General features: G+C 64.9%; 15 protein-coding genes, 1 tRNA gene and 1 other RNA gene. 5 read left to right on the top strand and 12 right to left on the bottom strand.

The genetic code is table 11. The features are described from left to right. Nucleotides 1–67: 67 nt before the first annotated feature. From ACWGQ2_RS16055 to rnpB, 3 genes are all read right to left on the bottom strand, one after another. Nucleotides 68–1,534, bottom strand: coding sequence for a glyceraldehyde-3-phosphate dehydrogenase (locus ACWGQ2_RS16055; protein WP_452019030.1), 1,467 nt, complete (start codon nt 1,532–1,534; stop codon nt 68–70). Between the two features lie 199 nt (nt 1,535–1,733). After that, nucleotides 1,734–3,095, bottom strand: coding sequence for an MFS transporter (locus ACWGQ2_RS16050; RefSeq protein ID WP_452019028.1), 1,362 nt, complete (start codon nt 3,093–3,095; stop codon nt 1,734–1,736). 149 nt (nt 3,096–3,244) lie between these two features. Then, nucleotides 3,245–3,629: RNase P RNA component class A (gene rnpB, locus ACWGQ2_RS16045), an RNA gene on the bottom strand. Between the two features lie 44 nt (nt 3,630–3,673). On the opposite strand from rnpB, the gene ACWGQ2_RS16040 reads away from it, so the two are divergent. Continuing rightward, nucleotides 3,674–4,444, top strand: a complete 771-nt coding sequence (locus ACWGQ2_RS16040; protein ID WP_452019026.1) for a YaaA family protein — start codon at nt 3,674–3,676, stop codon at nt 4,442–4,444. A gap of 25 nt (nt 4,445–4,469) precedes the next feature. Here the strand turns inward: ACWGQ2_RS16040 and ACWGQ2_RS16035 are convergent, their stop codons facing one another. The 3 genes from ACWGQ2_RS16035 to ACWGQ2_RS16025 form a co-directional block, all read right to left on the bottom strand. After that, nucleotides 4,470–5,402, bottom strand: a complete 933-nt coding sequence (locus ACWGQ2_RS16035; protein WP_452019024.1) for a reverse transcriptase-like protein — start codon at nt 5,400–5,402, stop codon at nt 4,470–4,472. 3 nt (nt 5,403–5,405) lie between these two features. Then, entirely contained in the window at nt 5,406–6,146 is a 741-nt protein-coding gene (locus ACWGQ2_RS16030) for a zinc ribbon domain-containing protein (RefSeq protein ID WP_452019022.1), read from the bottom strand. 74 nt (nt 6,147–6,220) lie between these two features. Continuing rightward, the gene (locus ACWGQ2_RS16025) at nt 6,221–7,141 is read right to left on the bottom strand and encodes a Nif3-like dinuclear metal center hexameric protein (protein ID WP_452019020.1); all 921 of its coding nucleotides are present in this window, start codon (nt 7,139–7,141) and stop codon (nt 6,221–6,223) included. A 126-nt stretch (nt 7,142–7,267) separates the two neighbouring features. Here ACWGQ2_RS16025 and msrA point away from each other — a divergent pair, with 126 nt between their 5' ends. The 3 genes from msrA (at nt 7,268) to epsC (ending at nt 9,443) form a co-directional block, all read left to right on the top strand. Next, nucleotides 7,268–7,792, top strand: a complete 525-nt coding sequence (msrA, locus tag ACWGQ2_RS16020) for a peptide-methionine (S)-S-oxide reductase MsrA (protein ID WP_452019018.1) — start codon at nt 7,268–7,270, stop codon at nt 7,790–7,792. An 84-nt stretch (nt 7,793–7,876) separates the two neighbouring features. After that, nucleotides 7,877–8,812 carry a cysteine synthase A gene (cysK, locus tag ACWGQ2_RS16015; RefSeq protein WP_325790886.1) on the top strand — a complete coding sequence of 312 codons (936 nt, stop codon included), beginning with the start codon at nt 7,877–7,879 and terminating at the stop codon, nt 8,810–8,812. A 46-nt stretch (nt 8,813–8,858) separates the two neighbouring features. Then, nucleotides 8,859–9,443, top strand: a complete 585-nt coding sequence (epsC, locus tag ACWGQ2_RS16010; RefSeq protein ID WP_452019016.1) for a serine O-acetyltransferase EpsC — start codon at nt 8,859–8,861, stop codon at nt 9,441–9,443. 76 nt (nt 9,444–9,519) lie between these two features. Here epsC and gndA read toward each other — a convergent pair whose 3' ends face one another. Both gndA and ACWGQ2_RS16000 read right to left on the bottom strand, forming a co-directional pair. Further along, entirely contained in the window at nt 9,520–10,956 is a 1,437-nt protein-coding gene (gene gndA, locus ACWGQ2_RS16005; RefSeq protein ID WP_452019014.1) for an NADP-dependent phosphogluconate dehydrogenase, read from the bottom strand. A 149-nt stretch (nt 10,957–11,105) separates the two neighbouring features. Next, nucleotides 11,106–12,542 (bottom strand): DUF2252 domain-containing protein, encoded by a 1,437-nt coding sequence (locus ACWGQ2_RS16000; RefSeq protein ID WP_452019012.1) that lies wholly within the window; start codon nt 12,540–12,542, stop codon nt 11,106–11,108. 197 nt (nt 12,543–12,739) lie between these two features. Between ACWGQ2_RS16000 and ACWGQ2_RS15995 the strand changes: the two genes are divergently transcribed. After that, a complete protein-coding gene (locus tag ACWGQ2_RS15995) occupies nt 12,740–13,945 on the top strand; it encodes a cation:proton antiporter domain-containing protein (RefSeq protein ID WP_452019010.1) in 1,206 nt (401 codons plus the stop codon). Between the two features lie 22 nt (nt 13,946–13,967). Here ACWGQ2_RS15995 and ACWGQ2_RS15990 read toward each other — a convergent pair whose 3' ends face one another. The 4 genes from ACWGQ2_RS15990 to ACWGQ2_RS15975 all read right to left on the bottom strand — a co-directional run bounded on the left by ACWGQ2_RS15990 (nt 13,968) and on the right by ACWGQ2_RS15975 (nt 16,643). Beyond that, nucleotides 13,968–14,834 (bottom strand): serine hydrolase, encoded by an 867-nt coding sequence (locus tag ACWGQ2_RS15990; protein ID WP_452019008.1) that lies wholly within the window; start codon nt 14,832–14,834, stop codon nt 13,968–13,970. Nucleotides 14,835–15,051: 217 nt separating this feature from the next. Next, nucleotides 15,052–15,124 (bottom strand) — tRNA-Val (locus ACWGQ2_RS15985). Between the two features lie 85 nt (nt 15,125–15,209). Continuing rightward, the gene (locus ACWGQ2_RS15980; RefSeq protein ID WP_452019006.1) at nt 15,210–16,160 is read right to left on the bottom strand and encodes an NAD-dependent protein deacetylase; all 951 of its coding nucleotides are present in this window, start codon (nt 16,158–16,160) and stop codon (nt 15,210–15,212) included. Between the two features lie 12 nt (nt 16,161–16,172). Then, nucleotides 16,173–16,643 carry a peroxiredoxin gene (locus ACWGQ2_RS15975; RefSeq protein WP_452019004.1) on the bottom strand — a complete coding sequence of 157 codons (471 nt, stop codon included), beginning with the start codon at nt 16,641–16,643 and terminating at the stop codon, nt 16,173–16,175. Nucleotides 16,644–16,651 lie beyond the last annotated feature (8 nt).

Below are 16,651 nucleotides of genomic sequence, written 5' to 3'. Positions count from 1 at the left end.
ACATAACCAAAAACAAAGCGCCCCGCGCGGATTTCCGGGCGGGGCGCTTTGCTGTGCAAAGGCTGGCTTACGCGCTGGCGACCAGTTCCTCGGCCCGCGGGAAGGCAGGCGGGTTCACGTGGGCCATTTCTTCCAGCACACGGATGACCTGGCAGCTGTAGCCGTACTCGTTGTCATACCAGACGTAGAGGATGGCATTCTTGCCGTTGGAAATCGTTGCGAGGCCGTCAACAATGCCGGCGCGCTTGGAGCCGACGAAGTCCGTGGACACAACTTCCGGGGAATCGATGTAGTCGATCTGCTTGTGCAGCTCGGAGTTCAGGGAAGTCTCCCGGAGGAAGGTGTTCAGTTCTTCCTTGGTGGTCTCGGTCTCAAGGTTCACGTTCAGGATCGCCATTGAAACATCCGGGGTGGGAACGCGGATCGCGTTGCCGCTGAGCTTGCCCGCCAGCTCCGGCAGTGCCTTGGCAACAGCCTTGGCAGCACCGGTCTCGGTGATGACCATGTTCAGCGCAGCCGAGCGCCCGCGGCGGTCACCCTTGTGGAAGTTGTCGATCAGGTTCTGGTCATTGGTGAAGGAGTGGACCGTCTCCACGTGTCCGTTCACGATCCCGAACTTGTCATTGAGGACCTTCAGCACCGGCGTGATGGCGTTCGTGGTGCAGGACGCGGCAGAGAGGATCTTGTCCTCATCGGTGATCGCCTGGTGGTTGATGCCGTGCACGATGTTCTTCAGGTCACCCTTGCCCGGAGCCGTGAGCAGAACCCGGGAAACGCCCTTGGCGCTCAGGTGCTGGGACAGTCCGTCTTCATCGCGCCAGCGGCCGGTGTTGTCCACCACAACAGCGTTCTTGATGCCGTAGGCGGTGTAGTCCACGGTGGCCGGATCATTGGAGTAGATGACCTGGATCAGCGTGCCGTTGGCCAGGATGGTGTTGTTCTCTTCATCAACGGTGATGGTGCCGGGGAACGCTCCGTGGACCGAGTCGCGGCGCAGCAGGCTGGCGCGCTTCACCAGATCATTCTCGGCGCCCTTGCGCACGACGATGGCGCGCAGGCGCAGACCCTGTCCGCCGCCTTCGTGGTCGATGAGGATGCGTGCCAGCAGGCGGCCGATCCGGCCGAAGCCGTACAGCACCACATCGGTGCTGGTGCGCTCGTCAGCGCCGTGCTTGCCGGCGACGTCGGCAAGTTCAGATCGCAGGAACTCCACCAGGGGTGCCCCGTTGCCTTCGCGCTGGTACTTGGCGTTCATCCGGGCAAGGTCCACGGAAGCGGCGCCGAGCTCGAGTTCGGTGAGGGCCTTCAGGATCGGCAGGGTCTCGGACACCGGCAGCTCGACGTCGTCAATCTGGCGGGCGAAGCGGTGCGCCTTCAGAATGTCGATCACGGAGCGGTTAACCAGCGGGCGGCCGTGAACCGAGGTGACAACGCTGTTCTCCCGGTAGAGGCGGCCAATGAGCGGGATCATGGCTTCTGCCATCGCCTCCCGGTCCATCCACGCATCCAGGCAGGTTTCGGACTTCTGGCTCAAAGATCTTCACATCCTTTATCTCAGCCGGCACTGCTTTGTGACCGGTTGGTAAGTCCTCCGGCGCAGGGCCGGAGCAAGCCCGCATGGGCCGGGTCTTTGTACTCCGCGGCGAATGGCGCGGCCGCGGACCACTTCTAAGTGTATTAGGCCACAGTCAAAGCTCCGGACGGGGATACGAGATGTTCGTCACAGCCCGGCTTTAGCGGGCGGACTGCTCTTCCTGGGCCGCGGACTCCGGGTTGCCGCCGGCCTCCGGCGCGGGCGCGGCAGTGGCCGGGCCGGAGGCAGCCGGCACGGAAGCGGCAGGGGCCTGCTCCAGGTCCTCGAGATGCTGCACCCCGCGCAGCGGTCCGCGGGATGCAACAATCGGTGCCAGGACAGCGATGATGATGCCCACCACGATTCCGCCGCGGACTCCGATGGTGGTGGCAAGGACCCCTGCAACCAGGGAAGCAACCGCCAGCATGCCCCAGCTGACCATTCTGGTAGCTGAGCCCAGCCTGCCCATCATGTCCGGCGGGCAGACCCGCTGGCGGAAACTCGTGGAAACTACGATGTTCATGGAAATGGCGAGGCCGGTCAGGAACATCCCGAAGAACCCGGGCAGCATCCCCCAGCCCGGAGTCATCAGCAGCAGTGCCGCGTAGCCCGCCACTGCCGGAAACATTGAGAACCGCCACACCACACCGGAACCAAACCGGTCCGCCAGCCGCTTTACGCTGAGGCCGCCAAGGGTTCCGCCGACGGCCGTGGCAGCCATCAGGAATCCCAGCCAGGTGCCGTTCTCCCCCAGCGTCCGCACCACCAGCAGGACGATAAGTGACACTACGATGTTCCCGCCGAGGTTCCAGAGCGCACCGACCAGCAGCAGCACCCGCAGCGGCGTGGTGCTGAGCGAGTAGCGCAGCCCCGACTTCATCTCGCGCCAGATATGCCGTTTCTCAGAGCTGACCGGGACGGTTTCCTTCACCTTGAGTCCCAGGATGGCAATGAAGGAGGCTACCGAGGCGGCCAGCTGGACCAGCAGTGAGTTCGAGGCTCCCACAGCCTGGGTCATCCAGCCGCCCAGCCCCCTGCCAACGGCATCGGCGGAGGCACCGGAACCGGTCATGAGCCCATTGCCCTCAACCAGTTCGTCCTTGGTTACCGCGCGCGGAATCAGCGCAGCTTCCGCAAGCGTGAAATAGACCGCGGCCAGTCCGGCCAGGAAAGAGACGATGAACAGCTGGGCCGTGGTGAGCACACCGAGCCAGTACGCAACCGGGAGGGTGGCAAGCAGCAGGATCCGGGCCACCAGGGATACCAGGATCACCGGACGACGCCGGCGGCGGTCCACCATCACCCCCACAGGAAGTCCGAAGAGCAGCCAGGGCAGGAAAACCATCCCGGAGAGCGCTGCGACGGCAAAGTCGCTGGCCCCCAGCTCCACGGCCGCGATGACCGGCAGGACCACTGCAGTGACGGATCCGCCAAGGATACCCATGGTCGAGGAAACCCACAGTGCCCGGAAGTTGGCGTTGCGCACCACAAGGTGTCTCCCGGGCGCGGATTGCGTGATCATCGACACAGAATAGCCGAGCTGCATGCAGATGCATGGCGGGCCGTACCGGTGAAAATAAGTCAGCCAAAATTCCCGCTGATCACCGTTGTGTCCTTGTACGCAGGCCCTCGGGTATACATAATGCCCAGAGCTGGCCACGGTGCTTTAGCGGGACGGGCTGGCCGATAAGCCGGGTTTTGTACCTGCCGGCCGTTGCCGGCACTGCAGGCGGCAATCATCCATCTCCGGAAACCGTTGCCGGTTCCCTCCAGCGGCCTACCCGGATGCTCGGGCGGGCAGCCCTCAATCGCACCCTGTATGGCCTTGCTCCGAGTGGGGTTTACCTAGCTGCCCCGGTCACCCGGGGCACTGGTGGTCTCTTACACCACCGTTTCACCCTTACCCGCGAATAAACGCGGGCGGTCTCTTCTCTGTGGCACTGGCCTGCGGGTTTCCCCGAGTGGGCGTTACCCACCACCCTGCCCTGCGGAGCCCGGACTTTCCTCGGCAGGTCCGGTCCGAAAACCGTCCTGACGCGATTGCCTGGCCAACCCGTCCCGCGGTCAATGCTACCTTCCGCAGGACCTTACGATTAATTGGTGCTGATCCTCCTGCCGCCCTCCGAGGGCAAGACCCGCCCGGAAACGGGCCCCACGCTGAACCCCGATGCGCTGCATTTCCCCGAACTTGCCAGTGCGCGCAAGGAAGTGCTCGCCGCACTGATGGAAGTCAGCGCGGCTGACGATGCGCACGATGTACTGGGAGTCGGGGCGTCCCTGGCCGCCGAGGTACAGCGGAACACGGTTCTCGAAAACGAGCCCTGCGCCCCCGCCCACCGGATCTACTCCGGCGTGCTTTACGATGCCCTGGGCTACGCAGCGCTCACCCCAGCCCAGCAGGCTGCTGCGGATGAAGCTGTCATCGTGGTTTCCGCGCTCTGGGGTGCTATCGGCTTTGGAGACGTTATCCCGGCCTACCGGCTGTCAATGGGGACCAAGCTCCCGGGCTGCGGGCGGCTGGCAGCGTTCTGGAAGGCCGCCCTCAGCGAACCGCTGGGAAGGCACGCCGAAGGCCGCCTGGTAGTCGACTGCCGGTCCAGTACCTACGCCGCCGCCTGGCAGCCCGCACCGCAGGCCACGGCCGCTGTGAACGTGTTCCAGCTGCGGGGCGGAGAACGCAAGGTGGTCTCCCACTTCGCCAAGCACACCCGCGGCGAGCTGGCACGGCACCTGCTCACCCGAGAGGGTCCGGCCCCGGCCACAGTGGAGGACCTGCGCAGCGCCGCTGCTGAAAAGTGGGAGGCGGAGCTGGTGCCCCCGGCCGGGCGCAAGCCATACCAGCTCAACCTGATCCTGCCCGAGGACCAGTAGGAAGAACCGGCAGGCTAAGCGCGGCCTAGCTGCGGTCCGCTACCAGTTCCACTTCGAATCCGTCTTCATTTTCAAGGTACGCGGCGTAGTGTTCCGCTCCCCCGGCGTGCGGATGCCTGTCCGGGAACATCAGCTTCCAGCCGTGGCTGGAAGCACGCCGTACCAGCAGGTCCACCTCAGCAGGCGTCCCGGCACCGAAGGCCAGGTGGTTGAGCCCCGGGCGCAGCCGTTCGTGGTCTGTGGAAACAACGTCGGATCCGGCCTCAATCACAATGTAACCGGCCGTGCCCATCCAGCTGCCGCCGGTGGGCCAGGTGTCCCTGCGGACAAAACCGAGGCGCTCCAGCAGCCAGCCAAGGCTGGCTTCGGCACGCGGGAAGTCCCGCACCCAGAGTTCAAGGTGGTGCAGCCGTCCCGTGGGCGCGGCTTCCGCGGGAGCGGGTTCCGGTACCGCTTCTGCCGCGGCAGCCAGCTTCCGTCCCTTCCACGGCACTCCGGCGATGCCGGCGTCCATGGCTTCGTTGGAGAGCCGGTCTGCGTCCTTATTAATCTCCCGCGGGATCCACTGGTACTTCACCCGGTGCGGGTCAACGACGGAGCGGGCTTTGCGCGCCAGGCGCTGCATGTCCTCGTGCTTGATCTTCCAGCGGCCGCTCATCTGCTCAACGACCAGCTTTGAGTCCATCTTCGCCAGGATCCAGGCGTCGGGGTCGATCTCGTTGGCCAGCTCCAGGGCTGCGATGAGTCCGGAATACTCCGCGACGTTGTTGGACACGATGCCCAGGTACTCGGCCTTTTCAACCAGGATGGTGTTGGTCTCGGGGTCCCGCACCAGTGCGCCATAGCCGGCGTGGCCGGGGTTGCCGCGGGAGCCGCCGTCGGCTTCGACAATCAGGGTCCGCCGGGCACGGGACGGCGAGGCGGACACTTCAGTATCCGTTGGGTCGAACAGGGTCACCGCTTAGCTGCCCCATTCCGAGGAACGGACCAGGATGCAGCCGGAATCCGGGCAGAAAACAATGTCATCTGGGGCTGCCTTGCGGATGTCCGCAAGGTCGCCGGGGCTCAGCTGCATACCCGAGCCTTCAGAGGTGCCGTGGAAGAGCCGGGCCGCGCCGATTCCGTGGCGGGCCAGGGTGCGTTCGTAAACAGCGAGCAGATCGGGGGCAAAACGTCCGGCGAGCTCTGTGCGCTGACGCTGGGTTTCGGCGCGCTCGGCTTCAATGTCAGCCAGCTCGGCGTCGCGCTTGGACTCCAGGTCTGCCAGTTCAGCCTCGGCTGACGCGGCTTCTGCGCGGCGCTCGGCCTCAATTCCGCGGACAGATTCCAGGCGCTCCATCACTTCAAGCTCGGTGTCCTCCAGATCGGACCGGCGGCGGCTGAGTGATTCGATCTCACTCTGCAGGGCGGTCAGTTCCTTGGAACCGCCGGTTCCGCTGTCCAGGTGCTTCTGGTCCCGCTCCAGGCGGGCGGTAACCGAGGCGACGTCTGCTTCGGCGCGGGCAAGCTCACGCTCAATGTCGGCGCTCTGGGTGGCTGCGGCACCCAGTGCCGAGCGTGCAGCTGCAGCCTTGGCGGCGAGGGCCTGAAGGTCGGGGTTTTCCCGGACGCTGCGGGCCCGCGAATCCAGCTGCCTCATCTTCGAATCCAACGCCTGCAGGTCGAGCAGCCGGAGCTGCTCTGCCGATGATGCTTTTGCCACCAAATACCTCCACATAATCCGCTTGCCTGACTGGTGCGGCTCTCCTAGCCTATGCCACCGGCGGGCACCGGCCGCTAGCCCGGAGTGAGGACAAAGTCCCAGGGATCGGTGTTGCGGGTACTGACCCGGATCTCAACGCTGAATCCCTGGTCTGCAAGCACGTTCTCCAGCGCACCCGCGGCCGGGGTCAGCCATAGCCATTCGCTGCCGAAGTGGGACACATCTATCAGGTAGGGCCGGCCGTTCACAGCTGCCTCGCGTGCCTCCGACGCCGGGTGGTGGCGCAGGTCTGCGGTCACATAGACATCCGCGTGCTGCTCCCGCACGGCACCGAAGAGGCTGTCCCCCGCACCCCCGCACACGGCAACGCGCCGGACAAGTCCCTGCGGTTCCCCTGCCACCCGGACTCCGCCGGCCACAGCGGGCATGATGCTGAAGACCAGCTCCGCGAACTCAGCCAGCGTGGTGACCTCGGGAAGGTCCCCCACCCGGCCGATGCCTTCCTCGGGAAGCCCGTTGGCGGCAGGTGCCAGCGGAACCGTGTCCACCAGACCAAAGGCATCAGCCAGTACGTCGGATACTCCGCCCACGGCGCTGTCCCCGTTGGTGTGGGCAGTCAGCAGCGCGCAGCCGCCTTCGATCAGCCGGTGCACGGCGTCGCCCTTGAATCCGGTGCCGGCCACGGAGTGCACCGGCTTCAGCAGCAGGGGGTGGTGGGTGATGAGCAGATCCGCTCCCCATTCCAGTGCTTCGTCAATGACTTCGCGGGTGGGATCGACGGCGAAGAGAATCCGCTGCACGCTTCGCTCAGGCCGCCCGGCAACCAGGCCGACGGCGTCCCAGTCCTCTGCCAGGGACTCGGGCCAGAGCTCCTCAACAGCCAGAAGGACGTCTCCGAGCCGGGGCTGCGCTGCCTCCTGGCCGGTTTCAGTCCGGGCCTCCTCGGCCCGTTCCTCGCCGCTTCCCTCGGTGTCACCGTTGCGTGGGGTTTCCATAGCTAATAGTTCTACCCCACGCGCACGACTGCCGGGTAAGGGAACACGGCGCCGCTCCCCGGCAGGATTCGCAGATCAGAAGCCGGACGGGGAATCTTTGCGGCCGGCGCAGGCTTATACATTGGCATGAAGACCTATGTTCTTGGCGGAGGCTGCTTTTGGTGCCTTGACGCCATCTACCAGAAGACCCGCGGCGTGAAGAGCGTCGTGTCCGGCTATACAGGCGGATTCACCGCCCATCCGGATTATGAGAGCGTGTGTTCCGGCGTGACCGGACATGCCGAGGTCGTTGAAGTGACCTTTGACGAGGACGTTATCCCCGCAGAGGTCATCCTGGACATGTTCTTTATCTCCCACGATCCGACCACCCTGAACCGCCAGGGCTACGACGTCGGCACCCAGTACCGCTCTTCGATGTTCTACCGGACCGAGGAGGAGCGCGAGGAGATGGAGAAGGCCCGCGAACGTGCCCAGGCACTGTGGAGCGATCCCATTGTGACGGAAATTACCCGGCTGCCCGTTTTTCACCGGGCAGAGGAGTACCACCAGGATTTCTACGCCAAGCATCCCGAACAGGGCTACTGCCAGGTGATCATCAATCCGAAGCTGGCCAAGGCCCGGAAATATTACGCCGAATGGCTTGACAACTGATCCTATGAATGCCTGCAGATACGCTTGAAGCAACAAGCGTTCCGCATCCGGTTCACAGGCTTCGACGAACAGAGGACAAACAACATGGCACGAATTTACGACGACGTCACCCAGCTGGTCGGCGGTACACCGCTGGTTCGCCTGAACCGCCTCACCGAGGGCCTGCCCGGCGACGTGGCAGTCAAGCTTGAGTTCTACAACCCCGCCAACTCGGTCAAGGACCGCATTGGTGTGGCAATCGTCGACGCCGCAGAAAAGGCAGGCGCCCTGCGCCCCGGCGGCACGATCGTGGAAGGCACGTCCGGAAACACCGGAATCGCCCTGGCCATGGTGGGCGCAGCACGCGGCTACAAGGTGATCCTCACCATGCCCGAAACCATGTCCACTGAGCGCCGGGTCATGCTCCGCGCCTTTGGCGCCGAGATCGTGCTGACTCCCGGAGCCGACGGCATGCGCGGCGCCGTGGAGAAGGCCAAGGAAATCGTGGCTACCACGGACAACGCCATCTGGGCACAGCAGTTCGCAAACGCTGCCAACGCGCAGATCCACCGCACGACCACGGCTGAGGAAATCTGGGCCGACACCGACGGCCAGGTGGACATCTTCGTAGCAGGCGTGGGCACCGGCGGCACCGTGACCGGCGTCGGCCAGGTCCTGAAGGAACGCAAGCCCGGTGTACAGATTGTTGCCGTGGAGCCCAAGGATTCGGCCATCCTCAATGGCGGATCCCCGGGCCCGCACAAGATCCAGGGCATCGGCGCCAACTTCATCCCCGAAATCCTGGACACGGAGATTTACGACGAGGTCTTCGACGCCTCGATTGAGGACTCCGTTGCTACCGCCCGTGCACTGGGTACCCAGGAAGGCATTCTGGGCGGCATTTCCTCCGGTGCGATCGTCTGGGCGGCACTGGAACTCGCCAAGCGGCCGGAAAACGCCGGTAAGCTGATCGTGGCCGTTGTCTGTGACTTCGGAGAACGCTACATCTCCACCGTTCTCTACGACGACATCCGCGGCTAGCCAGCCCCGCCTGCGACGGCGGGTACCCCAAAGCAGAAAGTCACCCGTGAGTTTCCTGTCCCGCCTGCGCGAAGACCTCGCCGCCGCCGCGTCCCATGACCCGGCGGCGCGCGGCTCCTTCGAGAACCTCATTGTCTACTCCGGTCTGCATGCCATCTGGGTGCACCGCCTGACCCACAAGATGTGGGCCAACCCGGCACTGCGTTTCCCGGCACGGGTGCTCTCGCAGTTCGCGCGCTTCGCTACCGGCATCGAGATCCATCCCGGCGCCACCATTGGCCGCAGATTCTTCATCGACCACGGCATGGGTGTGGTCATCGGGGAAACAGCGGAAATCGGCGACGACGTCATGCTCTACCACGGTGTGACCCTGGGCGGACGGTCCCTGGCCAGGGTCAAGCGGCACCCCACCCTGTGCAACGGCGTCACGGTAGGTGCGGGTGCGAAGGTTCTGGGCCCGGTTACCATCGGCGCCAACAGCGCCGTGGGAGCCAACGCCGTCGTGGTTAAGGATGCACCTGCCGACTCGATCATTACCGGCATTCCGGCGACCTGGCGCCACCGTGATGCCAAGATGAACCAGCCTGCCGTTGACCCGGCGGAGTACGTGGATCCCGCGATCTACATCTAAGTCCACACAGAGACAAAAGGCCGGCTGCTCCCGGGAATGAACCGAAGGGAGCAGCCGGCCTTTTCTGTGCCGGTGGCTAGTGTGTGTCCACGGCCTCGACTTCAGTGTGGTCGCCGCTCCACAGCGTGTGGAACGTGCCCTCGGCATCGACCCGGCTGTAGGTGTGCGCACCAAAGAGGTCGCGCAGGCCCTGGGTGAGGGCGGCAGGAAGGCGCTTTCGGCGCAGCCCGTCATAGTAGGCCAGCGAGGAGGAGAAGACGGGAACCGGAATCCCCAGCTGCACGGCAACGGAAACAACGCGGCGCCAGGCCGGCAGTGCCTGGGCAATGGACTCGGCGAAGGCCGGGGCCAGCAGCAGGTTGGCCGGAGCCTTCCCGTCCGCGTACGCCTTCATGATGTCATCGAGCAGTTCGGCGCGGATGATGCAGCCGGCACGCCACAGTGAGGCAATCTCATCCAGCTTCAGGTCCCAGCCGTAGGTCTTTGCTGCGCCGGTGAGCATGTCCATGCCCTGGGCGTAGCTGACCAGCTTGGAGGCGTACAGGGCCTGCCGGACATCCTCGACGAAGGTGTCGGGGAGCTCGACGGCGATTTCCTCGCCGGCCAGGATGCCCTGGGCTTCCTCACGCTGGCCGCGCTGGGAAGAGAGTGCGCGGGCAAAGACGGATTCAGCGATCGCCGAGACCGGGGAGCCCAGATCCAGGCCGGAGACAACGGTCCAGCGTCCGGTCCCCTTCTGCCCGGCAGAATCCACAACGACGTCGACGAACGGCTTGCCGGTCTTCGCATCGGTGTGGGCCAGGACCTCTGCAGTGATTTCGATCAGGAAGGAGCTCAGCTGGCCCTTGTTCCACTCGGTGAAGATTTCTGCCTGATCGGCCGGTTCGATTCCCGCTGCGGAGCGCAGCAGGTCGTAGGCCTCGCCGATGACCTGCATGTCAGCGTATTCAATGCCGTTGTGGACCATCTTCACGAAGTGCCCGGCGCCGTCGGTGCCGACCCAGGTGCAGCACGGCTCACCGTTGTACTTGGCGGAGATCTTCTCGAGCATCGGGCCGAGCGAGTCGTAGGACTCCCGGGAGCCGCCGGGCATGATGGACGGACCCAGGAGTGCGCCTTCTTCACCGCCGGAAACCCCGACGCCAACAAAGTGAAGGTCCTTTTCTGCCAGCGCAGCTTCGCGTCGGCGGGTGTCCTCGTAGTGCGAGTTGCCGGCGTCGATCACGATGTCCCCGGGTTCCAGCAGCGGCACCAGCTGGTCGATGACGGAGTCCACCGGACCGCCGGCCTTGACCATGATCAGCACGCGGCGCGGCTTCTCCAGCGAATCCACCAGTTCCTGCAGCGACTCCGTCCGGATGAAGTTACCTTCGTCCCCGTGCGCGGAGAGGAGCGCGTCCGTCTTCTCCACTGACCGGTTGTGCAGGGCCACCGTGTAACCGTTCCGGGCCAGGTTCCGGGCCAGGTTCGCTCCCATGACAGCCAGTCCGGTCACGCCTATCTGTGCACTCAAGTTCACTCCAAGGATTCTTCGGGTGCCGCATTCCGCAGCACGGTCTCGGCGCACCAATGGCGCCGTCTTCAGCCTCCAGCCTATTCTCCGAACCGGGCTGCCGCCACACACGCCTCTGCGACGGCGGACACGTCCGGCTCCCGGCCGGCCTAAATGCCTTCCACGGCTTCAAGGCGCCCGGTACGCACCGCCTTCACGAAAGCCTCATAGTCTTTTTCGTTCTGGTCCGCGTACCTGGCACTGAAGTCGGCGACCGACGAGTCGAATTTCCCGCTTTTCCCCAAATAGGCGGCAATGGCCACCGGATCCCCCGAACGGGCGTGCGCCCGGGCCAGCGCCCAGCCGCACACACGCGCGTAGAGCTCCATACCGAAAGGAGTCATGCTTTCCACCACCGCTGAGCCCTTCATGTCCCTCAGCTGCCGCCAGTAGAGATAACGGTTCTCCTGCATTCCGGGGGTCCAGCCCAGGAAGATGTCGCTCGCCGCCTGCATCATCCGCTGGCCCTGGACCACGCGTTTGCCTGGCTGGCGGTACGCGCTCCTGGGCAAGTGGCCTTCCAGCACCGACCGGCGGGCTTCCTTGAGCTGGAGGAAAAGGGGATCTGACGCATCACGGCCCTGCAGCAGCGCAATAAAGGCACGCGTTCCCACACTGCCCACACCCACGACTTTCCGGGCAACGTCCACGATTTCGTAGCGCTCCAGCAGCTGCCGCCTGTCCTCCTGCAGGGTCTGCCGGTACGAACGGAACTGTTCGTGGACGGTTTCCTGCAGCTGGTCTGACGAGATGCCAAAGACACCGCCGAATTCCCGGGCCGGAATCAGTGCCGGCGGAGAGCTGATGATCCGGTACCGGCCCTCAACGTGCTCCGCCAGTTTAGACAAGGCCTGCAGGCTGTCCCGGGAGCGGGCTTTGCGGGCAGCTTTCTCCGCGGTCCGCCGGGCACGTTTCGCAGCCTTCTTCTGTTCCCTGCCCCTGCTGGTGTCCACGGCAACAGACAGCGCGGACATAATGTCCTGTTCGTCGAGGCCTGCGTACCAGACTTCCAGTGTGCCCATTTCGGCAAATCCGCGCATTGCCTCACGGTAGGAACGCACCGATGCCAGGGTAGCTGCCTGGACATCCGCTGGGGTGAAGGCGTTGTTCCTCGCGGCGACGGTGAAGCTCGCGGCCAGGCGCAGCACGTCATATTCGAAGGGCCCGGGGAGGGTTTCGTCAAAGTCGTTGATGCCGAACAGCAGTGTCCGTTCCGGAGAGGCGAACACACCAAAATTGGACAGGTGCGCGTCGCCGCAGAGCTGGGTGCTCAATCCGGACCGGGGAGTGTCGCGAAGGTCTGCTGCCATGATTGCTGCCGTGCCGCGGTAGAACGTGAACGGCGAAGCCAGCATCCTGCCGTGGCGTACGGGCACCAGATCTGCATCCCGGGTGAGGTTCTGCTCCTGGATCAGCGCAACGGGGTTCGGCCGTCCGGGGGCAGGACGCCATCCGGTGTGTTCTGTCAGCGGTGTCCGGGCCCGTCGGTCCCTGCCAGCAGCTGACCGTTCCTCCACAGGCAGGTGCCTGACTTTTCTGCTGTCCACGGCAGTCAACCTCCCGGAGCGGAATGCGGTGACAAGCGGCCGGGTTCTGTGTCAGTCTCGGTGACACAGGACACATCCCAACACTAACGGACTGCAGGCTCCCGGAACCCGGCTCCCGGTTCTTTTGACAGTGCCGGAGGCTTCGGTGCGCCGCCGTGTCGGCAGCCCGGCGTCACGGCCCGTACGGGAGGAACCGGATGATCGCGCTTCTGCTCGGAGCCGTGGTGCTGATAGCCGTCAGTGTCCTGTCCGTTCCGCTGAACCGCAGCGGAGTCACCTCCGCCATGGCGTTCGTCTTCGCCGGAGTCCTCATCGGGTCGCTGCTGGGCGAATCTCTGGGCTTGTCCCTGGAAACCTCAGCCGTCCACCGGGTAGCCGAGCTGGCATTGGTTTTCCTTCTGTTCACCGATGCCGCCCACCTTGACCTGGCTGTCCTGCGCCGGAGCTTTGGGTGGCCTGGCAGGCTGCTGGTCTTCGGCCTGCCCCTGAGCCTCCTTCTGGGTTTCGGTGCGGCACTGCTGCTGTTTCCGCAGCTTTCCCTGGCCTCCGCTTTCCTGTTGTCCCCCATGCTCTGTGCGACCGACGCCGCACTGGGCCACCGGGTGGTGGAGGACCCCGCGGTGCCGGGATCCGTGCGGCAGGCCCTCAACGTTGAAAGCGGCCTGAACGACGGGATTGCCGTGCCGTTTTTCCTGGTGTCCCTGGACCTTTCGATGTCCGTACTGGAAGGCAGCGTTCCGTCGGCAGTCGCTGCTGCAATCACCCAGCAAATCGGGTTCGGACTGGTGGCCGGGGTGGTCACGGGAGCAGCCGGCGGATACCTGCTGCGGGCTGCGTCCCGCCGCGGATGGGTCGGTACCGAGTGGCGGCAGCCCTGTACGCTTGCGGTGGCGCTGGGGGCGTATGCGGCGGCAGTTTCACTTGGGGGCAGCGCGTTCCTCGCGGCTTTTGTGGCCGGGATGGCATTCCGCAGGACCGGCGGTGCCGCAAATGAAGACACCATGGGCTTCACCGCCGAGACCGGGAATATCCTCGCCGCTGCAACCTGGCTGCTTTTCGGAGCGGTTGCCGTTCTGGCGGCCCTCCCCCACATCACCTGGCAGGTGCTCATCTACGCGGTGCTGAGCCTCACCGTCGTGCGGATGCTCCCGGTCGCCGCTGCGTTGGCGGGAAGCGGCGCACGCTGGCAGACCCGGGCCTTTATGGGATGGTTTGGTCCCCGCGGACTCGCATCGGTGGTGTTCGCACTGATCGCGTATGAACAGGGAACCCCTGCCGCCGTGACGCTGCTTACTACTGTGGTCGTCACCGTAGGTCTGAGCGTCTTCGCGCACGGACTCACGGCCAGGCCGCTGGTGGCTGCCTACTCCCGCTGGTCACAGACCGCTCCCGGAAGGCCGTAGCCCCCGCTGTACCGGCCGTGGGCTATTCCTGTCCCCCGAGTTCCCAGCGGTTTACGATCGCCGCAGCGCCTTCAAGCACTGAGATCCCTTCATCCAGCGATTCGGTGCCCGCTGTCAGCACAACAATGCTGTACTCGGCTCCTGCACCGACCACAAATCCCGAACTGCCCACGTTCCAGGCCAGAAAGTCATCCTGCAGCCACCCGTTCTTCAGGCCCACCTCGGCCAGCGGGTTCAGGATCCCCGCACTAATTCCCCAGGCCTGTTCCGGGACAACGTTCTCCAGCAGGCCGGCAGCATAGTCCCGTAGGCCGTCCCGTATCCAGTCCACGCCGCGGGCCACCGCCGTCGCGATCCGCAGCTGATCTTCGGCGTTTGTCTCGTTGGCTCCCCAGATTTCAGTGGCTTCCGTGCCGGAGACACCCAGCAGGCCGTACGTGCGCTGCAGCTCTTCCGCGCCGCCGGTCAGTGCATACAGCTCGTCGGTGGCTGCGTTGTCGCTCTGGCAGATCATCAGTTCGGCCAGCTGCTCCTCTTCGGGGGTCAGTTCCCGGCCCTCCTCGGTGGCCTGGCGCAGCAGGGTCAGGAGGATCGGCACCTTCACCAGGCTCGCTTCCAAGTACTGCTGTTGCGGATGGTAGGACCAGGCGGTGTTGGAATCGTATTCGTACAGAGCCACCGAGAAGTCGACGCCGGTCTCCGCCGCATAGCGGTCAAGCTCAGCCTGCAGGGCCAGCTCCGGTTCCGAACTGGCCGACGGCGTTGCCGGGCTGCCGGGCATCGTGACCGTCTCCGGGGCAGGTTCTCCCGTGCACCCGGTGACCGCCGTCGCCAGCAGTCCCGCACTGAGCAGGACTGCGGCCGCAGGTTTTAGGAGGTTGGTGCGCAAGTGCTCTTATCTTTCAGCTGCTGGGGGTCAGCGGTGTGTACGCCACACCGTTTCCTTGGTACCACCGGAGTCTTTGAGTTCGGTGGGTGGCCCCTGTCGGCCAGCTTCGCATCCGCGTCCCGGGCCTCAGCGGGCCCGCCGCTGAGGCGAATTCGTCCACCGGAACAAGGCACGAAAAAACCCGCCTGCGGATGGTTCCGCGGGCGGGTTTTGCCGGTGGGTCCTACCGGGATCGAACCGATGACATCCACGGTGTAAACGTGGCGCTCTACCAGCTGAGCTAAAGACCCAAAGTGACCCGTTATGCCAGCTGGGTTATCCCCGGCCAGCGCCGCATCACGAGGAATTACATTACCGGAACATCTGCCGGATCACCTAATCCGAATGCTTTCCGGGATGCTGCCCGTACTGAGGGGCCGGATCCGGCAGTGTCCGTGCCAGGTACTGCAGGGCGGTCCCAACGCCCATGTCGATTTTCAGGTCGGCCAGCCAATCGCCGCGGGTCTGGCCGCGGTTAATGATCACTACGGGTTTGCCTTCCTTGGCGGCATGGCGGACAAAGCGCAGACCGCTCATCACAGTCAGGGAAGAACCGGCAACCAGCAGCGCACCGGCGTCGTCCACTGCCGCATAGGACAGCCGGACCCGTTCCTTGGGGACGTTCTCCCCGAAGTACACGAAATCGGGCTTGAGCATCCCCTCGCAGACCGGGCAGTCCGCGACAGTGAAGCCCTCGGTGTCGGTGATCTCGGCGTCGGCGTCCGGAGCGATGTCACCGTCCGCAGCGACACGCTCCAGGTAGCCGGGATTGAGCTTCTCGAGCAGCCTCGCAATGCCCTCCCGGGTGTAGACCGCCCCGCAGGAGAGGCAGAGCACCCGGTCAAACCGCCCGTGCAGGTCAATGACCCGGATGCTGCCGGCATCACTGTGTAAGCGGTCCACATTTTGGGTAATGACTCCGGTGAGCAGGCCGCGCTCCTCCAGATGCACAACGGCCTCATGGCCTGCGTTGGGCACGGCATGGCGGAGATGGTGCCAGCCCACGTGGTTGCGGGCCCAGTAGCGCTGGCGCAGGACCGGGTCCCCGACAAACTCCTGGTATGTCATGGGGTTCCGCGGCGGAGCATCCGGGCCGCGGTAATCCGGAATCCCCGAGTCCGTGCTCAGTCCGGCGCCGGTCAGCAGCGCCAGCTTCCGCCCTGCCAGCAGCTCCGCGGCCCTATCCAGCTGGCGGCGTTCGGCTTCGGTGGGATCCGCGGACGCGTCCGCGGCTTCCCTGGTAACAAATCCGGTAAGTCCCGTTCCCGGGGGTACAGGCTGGGTCATGGCAGTTCCGTTCTAAGACAGCGCCGAGAGTGCCGCAAGGTAATCAGCGGTGCTGCGGGGTTCATCCGGCTCGGACCGCAGGATCTGCCGGATCTTCCCGCCCGCGTCAAGGATGAAGCTCCCCCGGACAGCCATTCCGCGGTCCTCGTTAAAGACTCCGTAGCTCCGCGCTGCCGCACCGTGCGGCCAGAAGTCGGAGAGCAGGTCAAAATTCCAGGCCTGCTCCGAGGCCCAGGCCCGCAGCGAATACTTCGCATCGCAGGACACGGCCAGCAGGCGCGCACCGGCAGCCTTGAACTGCGGCTGCAGCCCGGCGAGTTCCTGAAGTTCGCCCGAGCAGACCCGGGAAAACGCGAAAGGATAGAAGACCAGCACGGCGGGCGCGCCGGTGAGATCCGCTGACCGCACGGTCTCGCCGTACTGGTTGGGCAGCTCAAAGGCCGGAGCCGGATCCCCGATGCCGGGGATCCCGGCTGCAGGCATCAAGAGCA

It is taken from the genome of Arthrobacter sp. NPDC055585, from assembly GCF_053619115.1.
The sequence above is the reverse complement of the archived record's forward strand: the minus strand, read 5'-3'. Positions and strand labels throughout refer to the sequence as shown.